Origin of the sequence: Marinobacter fuscus (assembly GCF_003007675.1) — a bacterium.
Lineage (GTDB): Bacteria > Pseudomonadota > Gammaproteobacteria > Pseudomonadales > Oleiphilaceae > Marinobacter > Marinobacter fuscus.
The window spans coordinates 98,250-114,515 of the sequence record NZ_PXNP01000076.1 but is presented as its reverse complement, the minus strand read 5'-3'; the positions used below and the strand labels follow the sequence as shown (position 1 = coordinate 114,515).

The following is a 16,266-nucleotide window of genomic DNA, read 5'->3' as shown; positions in this document are numbered from 1 at the left end:
CAGTACCGCGTCTGGCCGGGTCTGTCTCACACCCGTGTTTTTACCAGCATGGTCTTGATATGGCCAATGGCTTTCATCGGATTCAGGCCTTTCGGGCAGTAGGCGGTACAATTGCCGATGCCCCGACAGCGGAACACGCTGAATGGGTCTTCCAGTCGGACCAGTCGTTCCTGGGTGGCGGTATCGCGGGAATCCACCAGAAAACGGTAGGCTTGTAACAGCCCGGAAGGCCCGATGTACTTTTCCGGGTTCCACCACCAGGACGGGCAAGCCGAGGTGCAGCAGGCACACAGAATGCACTCGTACAGGCCGTCCAGTTTGGCCCGGTCTTCCGGGCTTTGCAGTCGCTCGATGGCCGGTGTCGGCTCATCATTGATCAGCCAGGGCTGCACCTTCTCGTACTGTTTGAAAAACAGCGACTGATCCACCACCAGATCCCGGATCACAGGCATACCCGGCAGTGGCCGAATCTCCAGCAGGTTTTTCTTACCGAGGATATCGGCAACCCGGGTGATGCAGCCCAACCCGTTTCGGCCGTTGATGTTCAGCCCATCAGAGCCGCATACGCCTTCCCGGCAGGAGCGGCGAAACGACAGCGTAACGTCCCGTGTTTTCAGGTGTTCCAGAACATCAAGAACCATCCGGTTGCGGAAACTGCCATCAATTTCGCTATCCTGATACCAGGGTACTGAATCCTGCTCCGGGTTATAACGGTAGACTCGTACCTTTAAAGCTTCCATCAATTCTGCCCTCCTTAAAATTATTCATTTCAAGTGTGGGTTTAAATGCAGAATAGCAGATGAATTCAGAGTCGGTTTCATCGATGAGCTTGTTATCACAGCTTCCCGGGACACTAGCCAATGGCCTTGTGGGCAAGGTCGCCCTCTTTGCCTTTGAGCATGTAGTCAAAGTAAAAAGGTGGCAAGCCACGCTTTTTCACCTGCCAGTAAAACCGGGATTCCTTGAACGGGCTCAGGGGCAGGGTGGGCGTGACTTTTCCGCCATAGATGAATTCCGCCAGCATTACCTTGCCATAGCCGGTCACCACCGGGCAGGAGGTATAGCCGTCGTAATGGGCTTCAAGTGGTTTGTCGGCCAGTCTGGTCAGTATGTTGGCCGCTGCGACCGGTGACTGTTTGCGAATAGCTGCGGCTGTTTTGGAGGTGGGCAGTGAGCTGGCATCGCCCAGACTGAATACGTTGTCATGGCGGACATGCTGCAGCGTGTGCTGATCGACATCCACCCAGCCGCCTTCGTTGGCCAGTGAGCTGTTGCGGATGAAATCCGGGGCACACTGCGGCGGTGTCACGTGCAGCATATCGAAAGTCTCGGTCACGTCTGTGGTCTCGCCTGCGCTGTTGGTAAAACGGAAGGTCGCTTCGCGTCTGGCGCCATTCACCGCAATCAGGTTGTGATTCATCAGCAGAGCAACGTTGTAGCGCTTGGCCACCTGGGTCAGCGGCGGTACAAAATCCGCCACGCTGAACAGAGCACTGCCCCCGGAATAGAACTTGAGTTTGCTGTTGTCTGCCAGCCATTTTCGGCGCACATAATCCGCCGCCAGGTAGGCGATTTTCTGCGGCGCACCGGCACATTTGATAGGCGTTGAGGGCTGAGTGAACAGAGCTTTACCGCCCCGGAACGCCTGCAAACATTGCCAGGTGTATTCCGCCAGAGAGGGATCGTAATTGCTGCAGACTCCGTTTCGCCCTATGGCTTCCCGCAAGCCATCCACTGCGTCCCAGTCCAGTTTCAATCCCGGTGCCAGCACAAGAATCTGGTAGCCGAGTGTGCGCCCGTCTGACAGCGTAAGGGTGTTTTTCTCCGGTTGTAAATCAGCGACAGCGGCTCTTACCCAGCGGGCTCCAGTGGGCAGGGTTTGGGCCTGTGGCCTGGCTGTTTTTGCCAGCGAGTAAGCACCGCCGCCCACCAGAGTGAAGGCGGGCTGGTAGTAATGGATGTCGCTGGGCTCCACGATGGCTACGTCCAGCCCTGGCTGCTGCCTTAACAAAGACGCCGCCACGCTGGTGCCAGCCGCACCTGCACCGACCACGACAATCTGGTGCTCCTGGGTTTGCCCGGTGTCAGTCATCTATCTGTTCCCTCTTTCTGTTTAGAACCAAATGTTTTGAACGGATGATAGGGTCAAGCCTAAAAAACATAAGATGATCGAGATCATTTTCGATGGAACGATTTTTTATATAGATAAACATCATAAAAAACATTGAGTTAATTTTCTTATCGGCTTAATCGATAAGGCTCATGAAAACAATCTGATTTATGGGGCTTGTGCCCGCTTTCTAGAGTGCCCGTGACACTTTTACCGGCTTTCGAACACGATGGCCGATACCACGGGGTTTTTTATGGCAGCAGATTTCAGTGCATCCCCACTGACGGGAGCGCAACAACAGCAACTTAGGCAGCTTCTGGACGGGCTTGACCGCGATCAGGCCCACTGGCTGGCAGGTTATCTGGCAGGTTACTGCCAGGGAACGCCAGCGGCCACACAGAGCGCGCCAGTGAACAGCGATGTACCGCAGTCGGAATTGACGGTGTTGTTCGGCTCACAGACGGGTAATGCCGAGGGCGTGGCGGAGCAATTGGTTGCCCGTGCGGCAGACAAGGGCATCAAGGCACGGCTGGTGGATCTTGCCGATTACAAACCCAAACAGATTCGCCAGGAGCAATGGCTGGCCCTGGTGACCTCAACCCAGGGTGAAGGCGACCCACCGGACAATGCCCTGGATTTTCATGAGTTTCTGATGGGCAAGAAAGCCCCCAAGTTGGAGCACCTTAATTACAGCGTGCTGGCGCTTGGGGATTCCAGTTACGAGCAGTTCTGCCAGACCGGCAAGGAGTTTGATGAGCGGCTGGCAGGGCTGGGCGCGACGGCCATGGCGCAACGGGTGGATTGCGATGTGGATTATGAAGATCTGGCCGAGCAGTGGATTGAGCGGTTACTGGACGTAATGGCCGCCCGGGCGGGCGCTTCCCAGCCGCTGGCTGCAACGCCGGGTGCTGGGCCTGTGGTGGAATCTGTCTACGGGCGCAAGCATCCGTTTCTGGCGACGCTACTGACCAATCAGCTGCTCAGTGGCCAGGGATCGGACAAGGAAGTTCGCCACATTGAAGTGTCGCTGGAAGGCTCGGATTTGCGCTACCAACCAGGCGATGCGCTGGCGGTTTGCCCGATCAATGCCCCCGCACTGGTGCAAGCCGTGTTGTCGGCTCTGGGATTCGAGGCTGATGCCCGGGTGGAGCTGGATGGTGAACCTCGGGCGCTGGCGGACGTGTTGCGTCTGGAGCGGGAGATTACCCTGCTGACGCCGCCGCTGATGAAACAGTGGGCCGAATTGGCTGGCCATGATGAACTGCGGGCACTGGCTGATAATCCGGAGGAATTAAGGCTGTGGACCGCCGGGCGGGATTTTCTGGATCTGATCACGCAATGGCCGGTTGAGGGCCTGGAGCCCCAGGCGCTGGTTAGCCTGTTACGCAAGTTGCCTCCGCGATTGTATTCCATCAGTTCCAGTCAGAGTGCAGAGGAAGATGAGGTGCATATCACGGTGGCGGCAGTGCGTTATCACAGTCACCAGCGCGACCGGGAGGGCGTGGCCTCCTGCTGGCTGGCCGACCGGCTGGTCGAAGGCGATCAACTGCCCGTGTATATCGACCCGAACAAGAACTTTTCACTGCCCTCAGACGACGCCACCCCGATCATCATGATCGGCCCGGGGACCGGGGTTGCGCCTTTCCGCGCCTTTATGCAGGAACGCGAAGAACGGGGTGCCAGTGGCGATAACTGGCTGATTTTTGGTGATCGGCACTTCCGCAGTGATTTCCTCTATCAGACCGAGTGGATCAAGTGGCGCCGTGATGGATTGCTGACCCGGCTGGATGTGGCCTTCTCCCGTGATCAGGCTGAAAAACGCTATGTGCAGCATTGTCTGGCTGAGCAGGCGGGCGAGGTCTGGGCCTGGCTGCAGCAGGGCGCTTCGATCTATGTCTGTGGTGATGCAGAAAAGATGGCACCGGATGTTCACCAGACCCTGCTGACGCTGGTCAGCGAACAGGGGGAAATGACCCTGGCGGAAGCCGAGGACTACCTGCGGCAAATGAATCGGGATAAACGTTACCAGCGGGATGTGTACTGATGACTGAGAAACTACCAGAAGCAGAGCAGATCAAACAACAAAGTGACTACCTGCGGGGTACGATACTGCAGGGCTTGCAGGATCGTGCCACGGGCGCCTTGCCGGACAACGACACCAAGCTGACCAAATTCCACGGCAGTTACCAGCAGGACGACCGGGACGTACGGGATGAACGCCGGCGCCAGAAGCTCGAGCCGCTCTACCAGTTCATGGTTCGGTTGCGTTTGCCGGGCGGCGTATTGTCCAGCAGACAATGGCTGGGGCTGGACAGAATCGCAGACGAATGTGCGAATTCTACGTTGCGGTTAACGACCCGACAGACCTTCCAGTTTCATGGCATTTTCAAAGAGAAGATGCAAACCTTCATGGCCATGGTGAATGAGCTGGGGCTAGATACCCGGGGTGCCTGCGGCGATGTAAACCGCAACGTCATCAGCAATGTGAATCCCGAGCTGTCGCACCTGCACCGGGAGATTCACGAACTCTCGCAGGCGATCAGCGATCGTTTGCGTTGGCGATCCGGTGCCTATGGTGAAGTCTGGCTTGGCGAAGAACGGGTGGCTGCGCTGGGTGAAGAGGAAGAGCCTTTTTACGGATACAAGTATCTGCCCCGGAAATTCAAGATCGCGCTGGCGGTACCTCCGGAAAATGATTGCGATGTGTTCGCCAACGACATCGGGTTGATTGCCATTGTGGAGGATGGCCGTATCGAGGGCTTTAATGTGGTTGTGGGTGGCGGTATGGGCCTGACCTATGGCGACCCGGGCACCTACCCCCGGCTGGCAACCATGGCCGGTTATGTGCCGAAATCACGGATTGTTGATGCCTGTCAGGCTATCTGTGCCATTCAGCGGGATTTTGGGTGCCGCACCAATCGGGCTCATGCCCGATTCAAATACACCATCGACGACTACGGAATGGACTGGTTCCGCGAGCGTTTTGCGGAATATCATGGTCGGGGTTTTGAACCGGCCCGGAGCTTCAGTCTGACCAGCAATGGCGACCGTTTTGGTTGGGTAGAAGGCGAAGACGGAAAGCAGCATCTGACCCTGCTGATCCCAACCGGCCGCGTTGCCGATACCGAGGCGGGCGGCCCCATTCGAGCCGGGTTGCGGAAAATTGCCGAAAACCATGACGGCGACTTCCGCATTACCTGTAACCAGAACCTGGTGATTGCCGGTGTCTCGCCGGAGCACAAGCCCAAGATCGACGCGCTGGTAGCCGAATATGGCCTGGATGCTGGTCACCGCAGAACACCCTTGCGCCAGCACTCAATGGCTTGTGTCGCGCTGCCAACCTGCGGTCTGGCTATGGCGGAATCCGAGCGCTTTCTGCCCGGTTTTATCGACCGTATCGAGCGTTTGATGGCGGAGGAAGGGCTAGAGCCAGACGCCATCAATATCCGGATTACCGGCTGCCCCAATGGCTGTGCCCGGCCCTATCTGGGAGAAATCGCACTCACCGGCAAGGCCGTGGGTAAATACAACCTGTACCTGGGGGCGGATTTCTCCGGCCAGCGGATGAATCGCCTGTACCGGGAAAATATTGACGTTGACACCATCCTGGATACCTTGCGCCCGTTGTTCCGTGCCTATGGTGAGCAGCGCCAGGCTGGTGAACATTTCGGTGATTTTCTGGTGCGCAGTGGTGTGGTTGAAGCCGAGCGCACACCCGCTATGCTGCATAAAGCGATGAAATAATTCTGGAGGCAATGAATGGATACCCCGGAGGGTCGGGAATGGCAAAGGCTGGCCTTTGTTGAGAACCGAGATGGTATGGCAGCGGCGTTGACCTTTGCACGGCAGGGTGTTGCGCAATACGAGTCTGCCATCAGAGAATCAGATTCCGATGGCAATCAATACGGTGCCGCTTATCGGGAAAGCCTGCTGGCCTCTGTCCGGGTGTACCGGGAGTATCTTCAGAAAAACGAAACCCCGGCCTGACCGGGGTTCCTCCTTCAGAACTGGAAGCGCGGGAACAGCACATCCCGTTCCAGGTAAATTTGCTCGGAAAGCCCGAAATCCAGAGCCTGCAGTTCATGATAGAAGCGTTTCCAGGAGCGACAGGCAGACGCCGGTGCCTGGTAGTTATGAGTCATGTCGCGCAGTTTGCTCAGCTGCTGCTTTAAGGCTGAATGCTCTTCGTTCATTTGAGCGATGGGTGTTTCCTGGCGAGGTGGCTGGTCATGCACCATCTGATTCATTACGTGTGTGTGTTCCTTCTCGATGTGATTCCGGAGTGTGTCCTCCAGCTTTTTGACCGCCAGCGTGATGCCTTTTGGTACGTCCGGGTTTGCTCTGTGAACCGCTTCAATCTTGCGGGCGAGCCGGTGCAGCTTGGGCAGTTCTTCCAAGTGTCTGGCGTCGTAGTTTTCCGCGATCAGTTTCAGCAGCAGGTCGGTGTCCAGGTCTTCCAGTGGGTTGTGCTCCATGTAAACATCAAACAGATCCCGGCACAGTGCCTGGGGTGCAGCTCCGGATTCTTCCGCCAGAGCTTTAACGGTTACGGGGGAATCTTCAGGGATGTCGGGTACGTACTTTCGGAAAACCGATAGTGTCTCGGGGCAGCGATGGATCAGCTGGTTGACCGTGGTCGTGCTACAGCTTCCAAGAATGGTTTGATATCTCATGGCGCGGCTCCTTTTCTTGCATTAAGATTTATAATAGATGCATGTTAAAGATCTGTCAATGAGAATTATTGCCAACAAGTGGGAGTGAGATGAACGTTAATGCTGAAGTCACATCAGAAGCCCGGAATTATTTATTGAACCTACTGGCGAGGCAGAATGTACCTGGCATGGCGGCCCGGGTGTTTGTCGACAAAGGCGGCACCTCGCAAGCGGAAACTTGTCTGGCGTACTGTCCGCCCGGTGAAGAAAAGGCCAGCGACGCCCGGGCCGAGTTTGGGGATCTGGTGCTCTACATTGACGCACTCAGTGCGCCGTATCTGCAGGACATGAAGATCGATGTTGACCGGCATGGCTCGGGCCAGATGCTGGCGATCAAGGCGCCGAACAGCAAGAAACCTGCGCGGCCGCCGGAAACCTTTGAACTGCCCGATACCTGTGTTGGGCTGCATGTGCCCCATGGCACCCCGGTAAGCCTGCCCGCCGGTGCCACGGTGTCGATTACCCAGGCGTTGGGTGGCAGCTTTACCATTAACTACAACGGCAACTTGTATCGCCTGGCCCCGGATGTTGCTCGGGGCATCGGGTTATTCAGCGATGTGCCGGTTTTCGAAACACCGGCGGATGGCCAGATCAGCAAAGCCCAGTGCGAGGATGCCCTGCGGCAGGTATACGATCCGGAAATTCCGGTGAATGTCCTGAGTCTGGGGCTGATCTACGGGCTGGACATTGATCAGGAAAGTGGCAAAGTCTGTGTCACCATGACGCTGACCTCACCAACCTGTGGCATGGGGGATGTGATTGCAGCGGATGTCCGGGACAACGTATCCCAGGTTCCACTGGTTAAAGAATGCCAGGTGGAGATCGTATTTGATCCCCCCTGGAGTTATGACAACCTGGACGACGATGCCCGGCTGGAGTTGGGGCTGATCTGAGCCGCTCCGTAGGGAAACGGCTCAAACCCGCAGGTTCAGAAACGCCCGGCCAGCCTGGCCACCAGCCCCCGGCCCGGTGACAGGATGCCGCCATCGGTCAAGTGCTCGTGGTAGCGCTTGTCGAGCAGGTTATTGCCTTCCAGAGTCACCTCCAGTTCGCGCAGACTGCCGGTGGTACCGAAATTCCAGCCCAGCTCCAGATCCAGGGTTGCGTAGCCTGGGGTCTGGGCTTCTGTTCCGTTGGAGAAAGCATCGGCCGTGCGATCCTGCTCCGCTACGGCCCGTACCTGGCCATGCCAGTTGAATCCCGGGCGATGTTGCTGTCCGAGCCCCAGAGTCAGTTCCGGTGCGGGCATCTGGTACAGCGGCTCATCGTCTTGTTTGTTCTCGCCGCGCAACCAGGTCAGGCTGCCGTCCAGATCAATGGCGGGTGCGCTCGCGTTCAGGGCCTCCAGAGGCATCAGAAACCCGGCTTCGGCACCGTAGATTTCTACCTCGTCCAGATTCTCCGTCTGCTTGATGGGCAGGTTGTTCTGGGGGTGATTCTGGCCAGTGATGCGACCGGCAATGTAGTCGTCGATACGGGTATAGAATGCCGCAAGCTGGTACTGCCCCAGTCGCCCCCGGCCCTTCAGGCCAAGCTCGGCGCTGGTGGATTTTTCCGGGTCGAGTTGCGGGTTGCCCCGGTGGAAATAGCCGTCGCCACGGGCAGCGTCCTCAAACCGCTCCCGCATATCCGGTGCCCGGTAGGCGGTGCCCAGATTGATGTACGGATTCACCATGTCATTCAGGTTGTAGATAGCGCCAACCGACCAGGACAGGGTTTCTGCCGTGTTTTCCAACCCCTCAGTTTTGGCACCGGAACCATTGCCGACCACTCGGGCATCTCCGGTGACCCGGTCATAGCGGGCACCGAGCTGAAGGTTCCAGTTGCCAGCCATGATGTCGTCCTGCAGGAACACGCCCTGGCTTTCGATCTCGCCGTTCCGGAACGGGGAATTGGCGATGGCGTTATCCGACATTGGAGGGTTGTAGGTGAAGCGTTTGGGATCGCCGGTCATTTCCCAGCCCTCTGCGCCAACCGTCAGCAAGTGGTTGGCGCCCAGGGGCAGGCGATACTGGGCTTTGGCGCCATCGGTTCGAAAGCTGACATTGTTCCACACCTGGTTGCGGTCTTTGAAATCCCACCAGGCGCGAATTTGCCGGTCGACTTCTTGGCGGTAAACGCTGGTTTCGAGCGTGCCGGGGCCAATATCTGCGGTATAACCCAGCTCTGCCAGTGTGCGCTTCTGTTTCGGTGAGTGGATAACCAGGGTGCCATTGCCGCCAGGGCCGGGCTTGGCAGAACCGGGATACCAGACATCCCGGTCTTCGTGATTTTGCAGGTTCAGGGTCAGCTTTTGGCTGTCGCTGATGCGCAGGGCGTATTTCGCCAGAAAGGATTCCGAGCGGAAGCCGCTGTTGGTTATCTCGCCATCGGGCGTTTCGTAGTCGTCCACGTCTTTGGCGGCTGCGCCGAGCACCAGGCCATGGTTCGGGCTGGAGAGCTCCAGCAGGGCGCCACCCGCCAGGCTGCTGTCTACGGTGCCGGTGCTGCCGGAGAACCGGCCACGGGCCTGGGCCTGGTCGGCAAAGCGGGCTTCGGGCGTGCGCAGGTTGATGGCGCCGCCCATGGCACCGGTGCCGTGCAACACCGACGCAGGCCCTTTCACCACTTCCACCGTATCCAGCAGACTCATGTCAGCCAGAGAGGCAATGGCGCCCTGGGGTTGGGCGGAGTTCAGGCGTACACCGTCCACCAGCATCACCAGGCTCTCTTTGCGCTGGCCGCGAATGACCGGATTGCCGCCCCAGGCGCCTCCGTCGCCCTGCACGGCCAGGCCGGGTTGGCCCCGGAACAGGTCTCCGGCGGTTTTGCTGGCGGCGGTATCGCCGGTGGTCAGTTGCTCGGTTGAACTGGCGGTTTCCAGGGTATCGGCCTCATAGCCTTTGGCAGTCACCACCAACTCCTGCAACTCGGGGCCGGTAGCCGCAAAACCGTAAGTACCGGGCAGGGTGGAGAGAAAACCTACAGCAAGAGCCAGTGGGCGACGGTTCAGTTTCATTGACGACTCCGTGGATGGGGATAATTGAGAATGTATCTCAACTATATCGCGAATATCATTCATTATCATTTGATTTCCATCAACAGAATGGCGCATGGTGGCGGGTAAACTTGGTTTTCATTTTTCGGATTGAACCAAACCGGATGGAAACGTGTGGTTGGCGGTACAAATTGAATGATCAGGGCAGGCAATATCGATGGGGAGTCTGATTCGAACGGTTCTGGGGTGGGGCGGTAGCCTCACCGGGGTTCTGTTGTTCGTAGCCTTATGGGAATGGGGCAGTCTGGCCTATGGCAGCTTCCTGTTGCCCGGCCCCAGAGATGCTCTGGCTTCACTGCTGACATTTGCGGGCAACGATCAGCTCTGGGCCGCGGTCTGGGCAACCACCTGGCGGGCCATGAGCGGCTTTGCGATTGCCGCTCTGGCGGGTGTTGGGCTGGGGTTGCTGGCAGGCTTGTCCCATACCCTGGGGCGGGCGCTGGAGCCAATTTCTACGGTGCTGCTGGGTATTCCCCCCATTGCCTGGATTGTGCTGGCTCTGCTTTGGTTTGGCAGCGGCTCGCTGGCGGCTATCTATACGGTTGTCGCAACCACGGTGCCGGTCGCCTTTGCCGGAGCCCAGATTGGTGCCCGAACCCTGGATGCCCGGCTGCAGGAAATGGCCGATGTTTACCTGGTGCCCTGGCCCATGCGCCTGTGGGACTTCTACCTGCCCCACATTGTCTCTTATGTTTTTCCCGCGCTGATTACCGCTCTGGGGGTGGCCTGGAAGGTCACGGTAATGGCCGAGCTGTTTGCCACCGAAGATGGTGTGGGTGCGGGTATGGCCATGGCCAGGGTGAGCCTGGATACCGCCGGTGCCATGGCCTGGATTGTGGTGATTGTGGTGCTGTTGCTGGTGGCGGAGCATGGATTGCTGCGGCCACTACAAAAGAAGATTGAGCCCTGGCGACAGGCCCGTGGCCCGATGCCGCCGCAGTGAGGAGTGGATTATGTTGATGTGTGAACAGGTATCGCTGGATCTGGGCCCGAATTGTATTCTGGCGAATGTAAACCTGCAGGTGGCCGCTGGCGAATCCGTCTGCCTGGTGGGGCCTTCCGGCTGCGGCAAAACCAGCTTGTTGAGGCTTGCCGCGGGCGCGGTTGAGGTTAGCTCAGGCCACATGAAGAACCATTTTCGCACCACAGCGGCGGTGTTCCAGGAGCCGCGGCTGCTGCCCTGGCGCCGGATGCTCGACAATATTGCCCTGGGGTTGAAAGCCCGGGGGGTAAATCGCCATGAACGCCTGGCCCGTGCCCGGACACTGGCAGACAAAGTGGGGCTGGCCGGGTATGACCAGCATTTTCCCCATGAGCTGTCTGGCGGCATGCAGCAGCGGGTGGCGTTGGCCCGGGCGCTGGCGGTAGATGCCGATTTCCTGTTACTGGATGAACCCTTCAGTGCGCTGGATGTGGGGTTACGAAGCGAGGCCCAGGGACTGGTTCAGTGCCTGGTGGTGGATCAGGGTATCGCCACACTGATGGTTACCCACGACCTTACCGAAGCCCTGCGCCTGGCGCATCGGGTGGTGGTCCTCTCAGGTGCGCCCGGCACAGTGGTTTGTGAACACCGGGTGAGCACACCGTTTGCCGAGCGTACTCCGGCCTGGCTGTATGAGGAGGCCGGGCATTTACTTCGGCAGCCTGTGGTACAAGACAGTTTTCTTTTTCACCCGGACTCGGAGGTGGCATGAACCGTCGTGAACTTCTTCAACTGGCGGCTGCGTCTGCCCTGTTGTCGGCGCTGCCCTTGCAGCGGGTGCTGGCGGCTCCGTCGCTAATTGCCGCAACGCCTTTGGGTTTACCACAGGTTATTTTAGCCCGGGCGCTGCAAGACCCGGAGTTCACCCAACAGGTTCCGGAGCCGGAACTGCGCCACTGGAAAGATCCTGACCAGCTTCGAGCCTGGCTGGCCCGGGGCGAAGCGTCGGTGACGGCCACGCCTACCAATGTGGCGGCCAACCTTTATAACCGGGGTGTGCCCGTGGTGCTGATGAGTGTAAATGTCTGGGGCACCCTCGGCATTCTGGGCCTGGAATCCCGAGGCCCGTTGGCGGCCATTGAAGACTTGGCCGGTCGTCATGTGGGCGTACCCTGGCGTGGCGATATGCCGGATCTGGTGTTTCGTTATCTGCTGGCACGGGCAGGCCTGGAAGTGGGGCGGGATCTGAAAATCAGTTACCAGTCGAGCCCCTTTGAAACCGTACAGATGTACATTGCCCAGCGGCTGGATGCAGCGGTATTGCCCGAACCCATGCGCACGGCCACCCGGCTGCAGAGTGTTCAGTTCGGCCAGACGCCCCGGGAGCTCGATCTGCAGCAGGAGTGGGCTCGGCTGGCCGGTGGCAAGCCCATGTTGCCGCAGGCGGGTGTGCTTTGTCGGCGGGAGTTGCTGGATGAACATCCAGGGCAGGTGGCTGCATTGCAGGCCTCGATCGGCCGGGCGGTTGACTGGGTGGTGCAGGAGCCATCGGCGGCTGCGCAGTTGGGGGCCGAGCACGCGCCTTTGGCCAAACCGGTGTTTGAAGGGGCGATTAAACGAACCATTCTGAACATGGTAACGGCGGCAGAGGCGCGCCCGGCACTGGAGAACTTTTTTACCGCCTTGTCGGAACTCTCACCGGGGTTTATTGGCGGTGAGTTGCCGGGTGCGGATTTCTATTATGTTTAATCACCCTTGGCTGGCGTACGGCTTTCGGCCGTTTTTCCTGCTGGGTGCGCTTTATGCGCCCCTGGCATTGTTGCCCTGGGTAGGCGCTTTGCTGCAACAGTTTACTCTGCCGATGGCTCTGCCACCGCTGGCCTGGCATGGCCATGAAATGCTGTTTGGTTTTGCCAGCGCGGCATTGGTGGGTTTTCTTCTTACGTCAGTGCCATCCTGGGCCAATGTACCGCCTGTTGCGGGTAAGCCGCTGGCCGCATTGGTTGCGTTGTGGTTATCCGGGCGCCTTGTGTTCTGGCTGTCAGCGATTGTGCCGGGGCCATTGGTGGCGCTGGTCAATCTCGCGTTTCCATTGGCATTGCTGTTCTGGGCGTTGCCAGGGCTCTGGTCTCAGGCAGGGCGACGACACCTGAGTATTGGTGCGGCGCTTGCGGCATTTATTCTGGCCCAGGCGTTGTTTTATATTACCTGGCTGTCGCCAGAATGGGTGTGGGGGCTGACGCCGGTTGAGGTATTAAATGCCACGGTGAACATTTTGCTGGTGTTGATTGCCCTGACCGCCAGCCGCATAGTTCGGGTGGTCGCAATGGAGGCTCGAAAGCATCTTGGGTTGGCCGGGCCAGGGCGGCTGACACCGGCCCGGGAGCATCTGGCGGTGGCGGCTCTGATCCTGTTTGTTGTTGCCGACTTACTGGCACCCGGCCACCCGGTGACCGGCTGGATTGCGCTGGCAGCGGCCGCGGCCCAGGCCGATCGTCTGAGCGAATGGCCCTGGGGGCGTGCCATGTCGCGGCTGTATCTACTGCTGTTGACGGTGGCCTATGTCTGGATGGTGGTGGGGCTGGTGCTGGTTGGGATAACGGCACTCATCGACAGCTTGCCAGGCTACACTGGCCGCCATGCCTTATCTGCGGGCGCTGCCGGCACCGCCATTCTCGCGGTGTTCTGCATTGCCGGTCTGCGCCACACCGGCCGTGCTCTGCTGTTGCCCAAACTTATCTGGCCCGCGTTGCTGGCGCTGGTAACAACGGCCACCCTTCGCACATTTATCCCGGTTGTCCTGCCGGAATACTATCTGCTGGCGGGTGTGGGCCTGCCCTTCGTGTTCTGGCTGATAACCTACGTTCTTTATGTCTTCGCCTATGGCCGGTTTTTGCTGTCGAGCAGGGCGGACGGCTTGCCTGGCTGAGCGGATGCGATTGGTGCTTTTTGAGCTATGCTGTACGTCAGTTGCCGGGAACTCAGGAGCGCAAGATGGCGTTGGGGCAGAAAGAGTCTGATGTCTTTGAGATATTTCCATGGAATCGGAACTTCGAAACCGGCCTTGAGGATATAGACGAACAGCATAGGGTGTTGGTCAGTATCCTGAATCGGCTCGCCTGGCATTTCGCCTCCGACGCCTCGGAGCTCTCCACCGAGCATATCCTTGAAGAGTTGCTGGCCTACGCGGCCTATCATTTCGAGTATGAAGAGACCATCTGGAATGAGGCGATGGGCGGGTCAGATGTTGCCCGTAACCATCACGATTCGCACCAGATGTTTTTTGTCCGCATCCAGATGTTCAAACAGCGGGACGATCCGGGCGAAGAGACTCTAATGGAGTTGTTTGATTACCTGACCCGCTGGCTGGCGTTTCACATTCTCGAGTCTGACCGGCGCATGGCGCTCACGGTAAAGGCCTTGCGCGACGGGCTGACCATGGCCGAGGCCCGGGAGAGGGTAGACGCCGAGCTCAGTGGCACTATTTCTGTGCTGGTCAATGCCTTGCTGGAGATCTACGGCAAATTGTCGGCGCTGACCATCCAGCTGATGCGGGAGAAAATGGCCCGGCACCGGGCGGAGGAGGAAGTACAGCGTATTCAGAACGAACGCCTGAACAAAGCGCTGGAGCAGCAGGCCAGCGAATACCAGAAGCACCTGGAAGCATTGGCCTACACCGACGGCCTGACCGGACTCTGGAACCGCAACGGTATCATCCGCGCTGTCAATGAGTGGATGGATGCCGAACCAAGATCCGACGGCTCCGGGGTGCTGATAGCCATAGATCTGGACAATTTTGCCCTCGTTAACAACCTGCTTGGCGAAGACGCGGCTGATCGCCTGTTGGGGTTACTCACCCGGCGCTGGCTGGACGCCCTGCCATGTGATGCCGTTCTGGCACGCACCGGCGGGGATGAATTTACGGTGCTGCTACCAGACGCCAACCAGTTGGAATCCCGCCTTTCAGCCCTGAAACTAACGGCAAACCAGCGCTTCGACCTGGATGGGCATCAGGTTGTACTGGAGTTTACTGCTGGCATCGTGTTGTTTCCCGGGCCGGGGGCGATCGCAGCAGAAACCATTCTGCGTCAGGCGTACCATATTTTGTACAGGGCCAAGCAAGAAGCCAAGGGCGGCTGGATATACCTGGATGCCTATGAGCAGGGGCAGCACCATGCCCGCCAGATGGTACTGGCCGGTATTCGGCGGGGTCTGGAGGACGGCGAATTCCGGTTGTACTTCCAGCCCAAGGTGAATATGCACACGGGCGAGGTGGCTGGTGCAGAAGCGCTGATTCGCTGGCAGCACCCGGAAGAGGGGCTGCTGGTACCCGGTCGCTTTCTTCCTCAAGTTGAGCATCACCAGTTGAATATCCAACTCGGGGAATGGGTGTTGCAGCAGGCCCTGAAGCAAATGAGCGCGTGGGATAAGGAGGGAATGGTGTTGAACGTCGGGGTGAACATTTCGGCCGTGCACCTGCAATCCGATGACTTTACCAGCCGTTTGTCGATGATCCTCTCGCAGTACCCGCAGATTACTCCCTCAAGGCTGGATCTGGAGATTCTGGAAACGGCGGCGTTGGCCGACCTGGATAAGGCTGTTCAGGTAATTAAAGACTGCCGGGCGCTGGGTGTTACTTTTTCGCTGGATGATTTTGGTACCGGCTATTCGTCGCTGTCCTATCTGCAACGGTTGCCGGTTGATACGCTCAAAGTCGACCAGAGCTTTGTTGCTGGTGTGGAAGGCAATGATGAAAACCTGTTGATACTCAAGGGGGTTATTGGTTTGTCCAGGGCATTTGGTAAAACCGTGATTGCCGAAGGTGTGGAAACCGTGACCCAGGGCCAGGCCTTGCTGGCCCTGGGCTGTGAGTATGCCCAGGGCTACGCCATGTCGCCGCCTATACCTGCAAGCCAGTTGCCGGTATGGGTGAGCAACTGGCAGCCGTTTCCCGAGTGGCGGGAGCTTCGCCCGGGAGATATTACAGCAGTGCCCGAAAGCTGAGATTCCAGTCCAGGCTGTCGAGCAGGTTCTTCAGGGCCAGGCCCAGCTCGGTGTCGCCTTCGATCACCAGTCGCCGCTGGAAAAACAGTTGATCCGGATCCTGTTTGCGTTCGGCCAGGGTTTTGAAGGCGGCCAGAGAGCCGCGAATGGTGGCTTCGCCCGGGCCATCCACCAGCCTCAGCCGGCCAGCCCAGAACCCCAGAGTCACACCCGGGTGCCCACCGTTCACTTCCAGGCGTAGGGTTCGGCCCTCAAAGTCATCAAACTCGCCCTCTTCAATGGCCTGGGCAAACAGCCGGTTAAGTGGTGCCTCAGCCAGCAGTTGCTTGAACGGCATGGGGATTTTCCGGTCGACCATGCCCAGCACCGGAGCCGGGGAGGGCAGGTAGTCGCGGATCACCGCCAGGGACTGATCAAGCAGGGGGCTGTGCAGGGCGGCGATGGGGGGAAGGCTGAAGGCCATGGCATACTCCGGGCGATG

General features: G+C 58.6%; 14 protein-coding genes. 9 read left to right on the top strand and 5 right to left on the bottom strand.

Features of this window, described 5'->3' with window-relative positions:
• Nucleotides 1–26 precede the first annotated feature (26 nt).
• Together C7H09_RS10065 and C7H09_RS10060 are read right to left on the bottom strand one after the other, a co-directional pair.
• A complete protein-coding gene (locus C7H09_RS10065; RefSeq protein ID WP_106762392.1) occupies nucleotides 27–740 on the bottom strand; it encodes a succinate dehydrogenase iron-sulfur subunit in 714 nt (237 codons plus the stop codon).
• Between the two features lie 113 nt (nucleotides 741–853).
• Nucleotides 854–2,092 (bottom strand): NAD(P)/FAD-dependent oxidoreductase, encoded by a 1,239-nt coding sequence (locus C7H09_RS10060; RefSeq protein ID WP_106762391.1) that lies wholly within the window; start codon nucleotides 2,090–2,092, stop codon nucleotides 854–856.
• A 271-nt stretch (nucleotides 2,093–2,363) separates the two neighbouring features.
• Here C7H09_RS10060 and C7H09_RS10055 point away from each other — a divergent pair, with 271 nt between their 5' ends.
• Genes C7H09_RS10055 through C7H09_RS10045 form a run of 3 tightly spaced genes read left to right on the top strand, consistent with a single transcriptional unit; the run spans nucleotide 2,364 to nucleotide 6,097 of the window.
• The gene (locus tag C7H09_RS10055; protein ID WP_106762505.1) at nucleotides 2,364–4,154 is read left to right on the top strand and encodes an assimilatory sulfite reductase (NADPH) flavoprotein subunit; all 1,791 of its coding nucleotides are present in this window, start codon (nucleotides 2,364–2,366) and stop codon (nucleotides 4,152–4,154) included.
• Entirely contained in the window at nucleotides 4,154–5,854 is a 1,701-nt protein-coding gene (locus tag C7H09_RS10050; protein WP_106762390.1) for an NADPH-dependent assimilatory sulfite reductase hemoprotein subunit, read from the top strand. The genes C7H09_RS10055 and C7H09_RS10050 overlap by 1 nt, the downstream gene beginning before the upstream one ends.
• 15 nt (nucleotides 5,855–5,869) lie before the next feature.
• Entirely contained in the window at nucleotides 5,870–6,097 is a 228-nt protein-coding gene (locus C7H09_RS10045) for a hypothetical protein (RefSeq protein WP_106762389.1), read from the top strand.
• A gap of 14 nt (nucleotides 6,098–6,111) precedes the next feature.
• Here C7H09_RS10045 and C7H09_RS10040 read toward each other — a convergent pair whose 3' ends face one another.
• Complete coding sequence (locus C7H09_RS10040; RefSeq protein ID WP_106762388.1) at nucleotides 6,112–6,783, bottom strand: hemerythrin domain-containing protein; 672 nt, start codon at nucleotides 6,781–6,783, stop codon at nucleotides 6,112–6,114.
• A 134-nt stretch (nucleotides 6,784–6,917) separates the two neighbouring features.
• On the opposite strand from C7H09_RS10040, the gene C7H09_RS10035 reads away from it, so the two are divergent.
• Entirely contained in the window at nucleotides 6,918–7,715 is a 798-nt protein-coding gene (locus tag C7H09_RS10035) for an iron-sulfur cluster assembly protein (protein WP_240616552.1), read from the top strand.
• A 35-nt stretch (nucleotides 7,716–7,750) separates the two neighbouring features.
• Here C7H09_RS10035 and C7H09_RS10030 read toward each other — a convergent pair whose 3' ends face one another.
• Nucleotides 7,751–9,820, bottom strand: coding sequence for a TonB-dependent receptor plug domain-containing protein (locus C7H09_RS10030; protein ID WP_106762386.1), 2,070 nt, complete (start codon nucleotides 9,818–9,820; stop codon nucleotides 7,751–7,753).
• Nucleotides 9,821–10,016: 196 nt separating this feature from the next.
• Between C7H09_RS10030 and C7H09_RS10025 the strand changes: the two genes are divergently transcribed.
• From C7H09_RS10025 to C7H09_RS10005, 5 genes are read left to right on the top strand one after another with little or no spacing between them, the layout of a single operon-like run.
• Nucleotides 10,017–10,802 carry an ABC transporter permease gene (locus C7H09_RS10025; protein WP_106762385.1) on the top strand — a complete coding sequence of 262 codons (786 nt, stop codon included), beginning with the start codon at nucleotides 10,017–10,019 and terminating at the stop codon, nucleotides 10,800–10,802.
• Nucleotides 10,803–10,812: 10 nt separating this feature from the next.
• Nucleotides 10,813–11,553 carry an ABC transporter ATP-binding protein gene (locus tag C7H09_RS10020; RefSeq protein WP_106762384.1) on the top strand — a complete coding sequence of 247 codons (741 nt, stop codon included), beginning with the start codon at nucleotides 10,813–10,815 and terminating at the stop codon, nucleotides 11,551–11,553.
• Complete coding sequence (locus C7H09_RS10015) at nucleotides 11,550–12,530, top strand: ABC transporter substrate-binding protein (RefSeq protein ID WP_106762383.1); 981 nt, start codon at nucleotides 11,550–11,552, stop codon at nucleotides 12,528–12,530. The genes C7H09_RS10020 and C7H09_RS10015 overlap by 4 nt, the downstream gene beginning before the upstream one ends.
• Nucleotides 12,523–13,710 carry an NnrS family protein gene (locus C7H09_RS10010; RefSeq protein WP_106762382.1) on the top strand — a complete coding sequence of 396 codons (1,188 nt, stop codon included), beginning with the start codon at nucleotides 12,523–12,525 and terminating at the stop codon, nucleotides 13,708–13,710. The genes C7H09_RS10015 and C7H09_RS10010 overlap by 8 nt, the downstream gene beginning before the upstream one ends.
• 20 nt (nucleotides 13,711–13,730) lie before the next feature.
• Nucleotides 13,731–15,785: a putative bifunctional diguanylate cyclase/phosphodiesterase gene (locus C7H09_RS10005; protein ID WP_240616551.1), complete on the top strand. Its 2,055-nt coding sequence runs from the start codon at nucleotides 13,731–13,733 to the stop codon at nucleotides 15,783–15,785.
• Here the strand turns inward: C7H09_RS10005 and ubiT are convergent.
• Entirely contained in the window at nucleotides 15,763–16,248 is a 486-nt protein-coding gene (gene ubiT / locus C7H09_RS10000; RefSeq protein ID WP_106762380.1) for a ubiquinone anaerobic biosynthesis accessory factor UbiT, read from the bottom strand. The two genes, C7H09_RS10005 and ubiT, sit on opposite strands and share 23 nt — an antisense overlap.
• Nucleotides 16,249–16,266: the final 18 nt, after the last annotated feature.

Bases quoted from the DNA above. Each gene is read 5' to 3' on its own strand.
- C7H09_RS10015 (WP_106762383.1), top strand. From the start codon at position 11,550: ATGAACCGTCGTGAACTTCTTCAACTGGCGGCTGCGTCTGCCCTGTTG.
- C7H09_RS10010 (WP_106762382.1), top strand. From the start codon at position 12,523: ATGTTTAATCACCCTTGGCTGGCGTACGGCTTTCGGCCGTTTTTCCTG.
- C7H09_RS10055 (WP_106762505.1), top strand. From the start codon at position 2,364: ATGGCAGCAGATTTCAGTGCATCCCCACTGACGGGAGCGCAACAACAG.
- C7H09_RS10040 (WP_106762388.1), bottom strand. From the start codon at position 6,783: ATGAGATATCAAACCATTCTTGGAAGCTGTAGCACGACCACGGTCAAC.
- ubiT (WP_106762380.1), bottom strand. From the start codon at position 16,248: ATGGCCTTCAGCCTTCCCCCCATCGCCGCCCTGCACAGCCCCCTGCTT.
- C7H09_RS10030 (WP_106762386.1), bottom strand. From the start codon at position 9,820: ATGAAACTGAACCGTCGCCCACTGGCTCTTGCTGTAGGTTTTCTCTCC.
- C7H09_RS10045 (WP_106762389.1), top strand. From the start codon at position 5,870: ATGGATACCCCGGAGGGTCGGGAATGGCAAAGGCTGGCCTTTGTTGAG.
- C7H09_RS10065 (WP_106762392.1), bottom strand. From the start codon at position 740: ATGGAAGCTTTAAAGGTACGAGTCTACCGTTATAACCCGGAGCAGGAT.
- C7H09_RS10060 (WP_106762391.1), bottom strand. From the start codon at position 2,092: ATGACTGACACCGGGCAAACCCAGGAGCACCAGATTGTCGTGGTCGGT.
- C7H09_RS10025 (WP_106762385.1), top strand. From the start codon at position 10,017: ATGGGGAGTCTGATTCGAACGGTTCTGGGGTGGGGCGGTAGCCTCACC.
- C7H09_RS10020 (WP_106762384.1), top strand. From the start codon at position 10,813: ATGTTGATGTGTGAACAGGTATCGCTGGATCTGGGCCCGAATTGTATT.
- C7H09_RS10050 (WP_106762390.1), top strand. From the start codon at position 4,154: ATGACTGAGAAACTACCAGAAGCAGAGCAGATCAAACAACAAAGTGAC.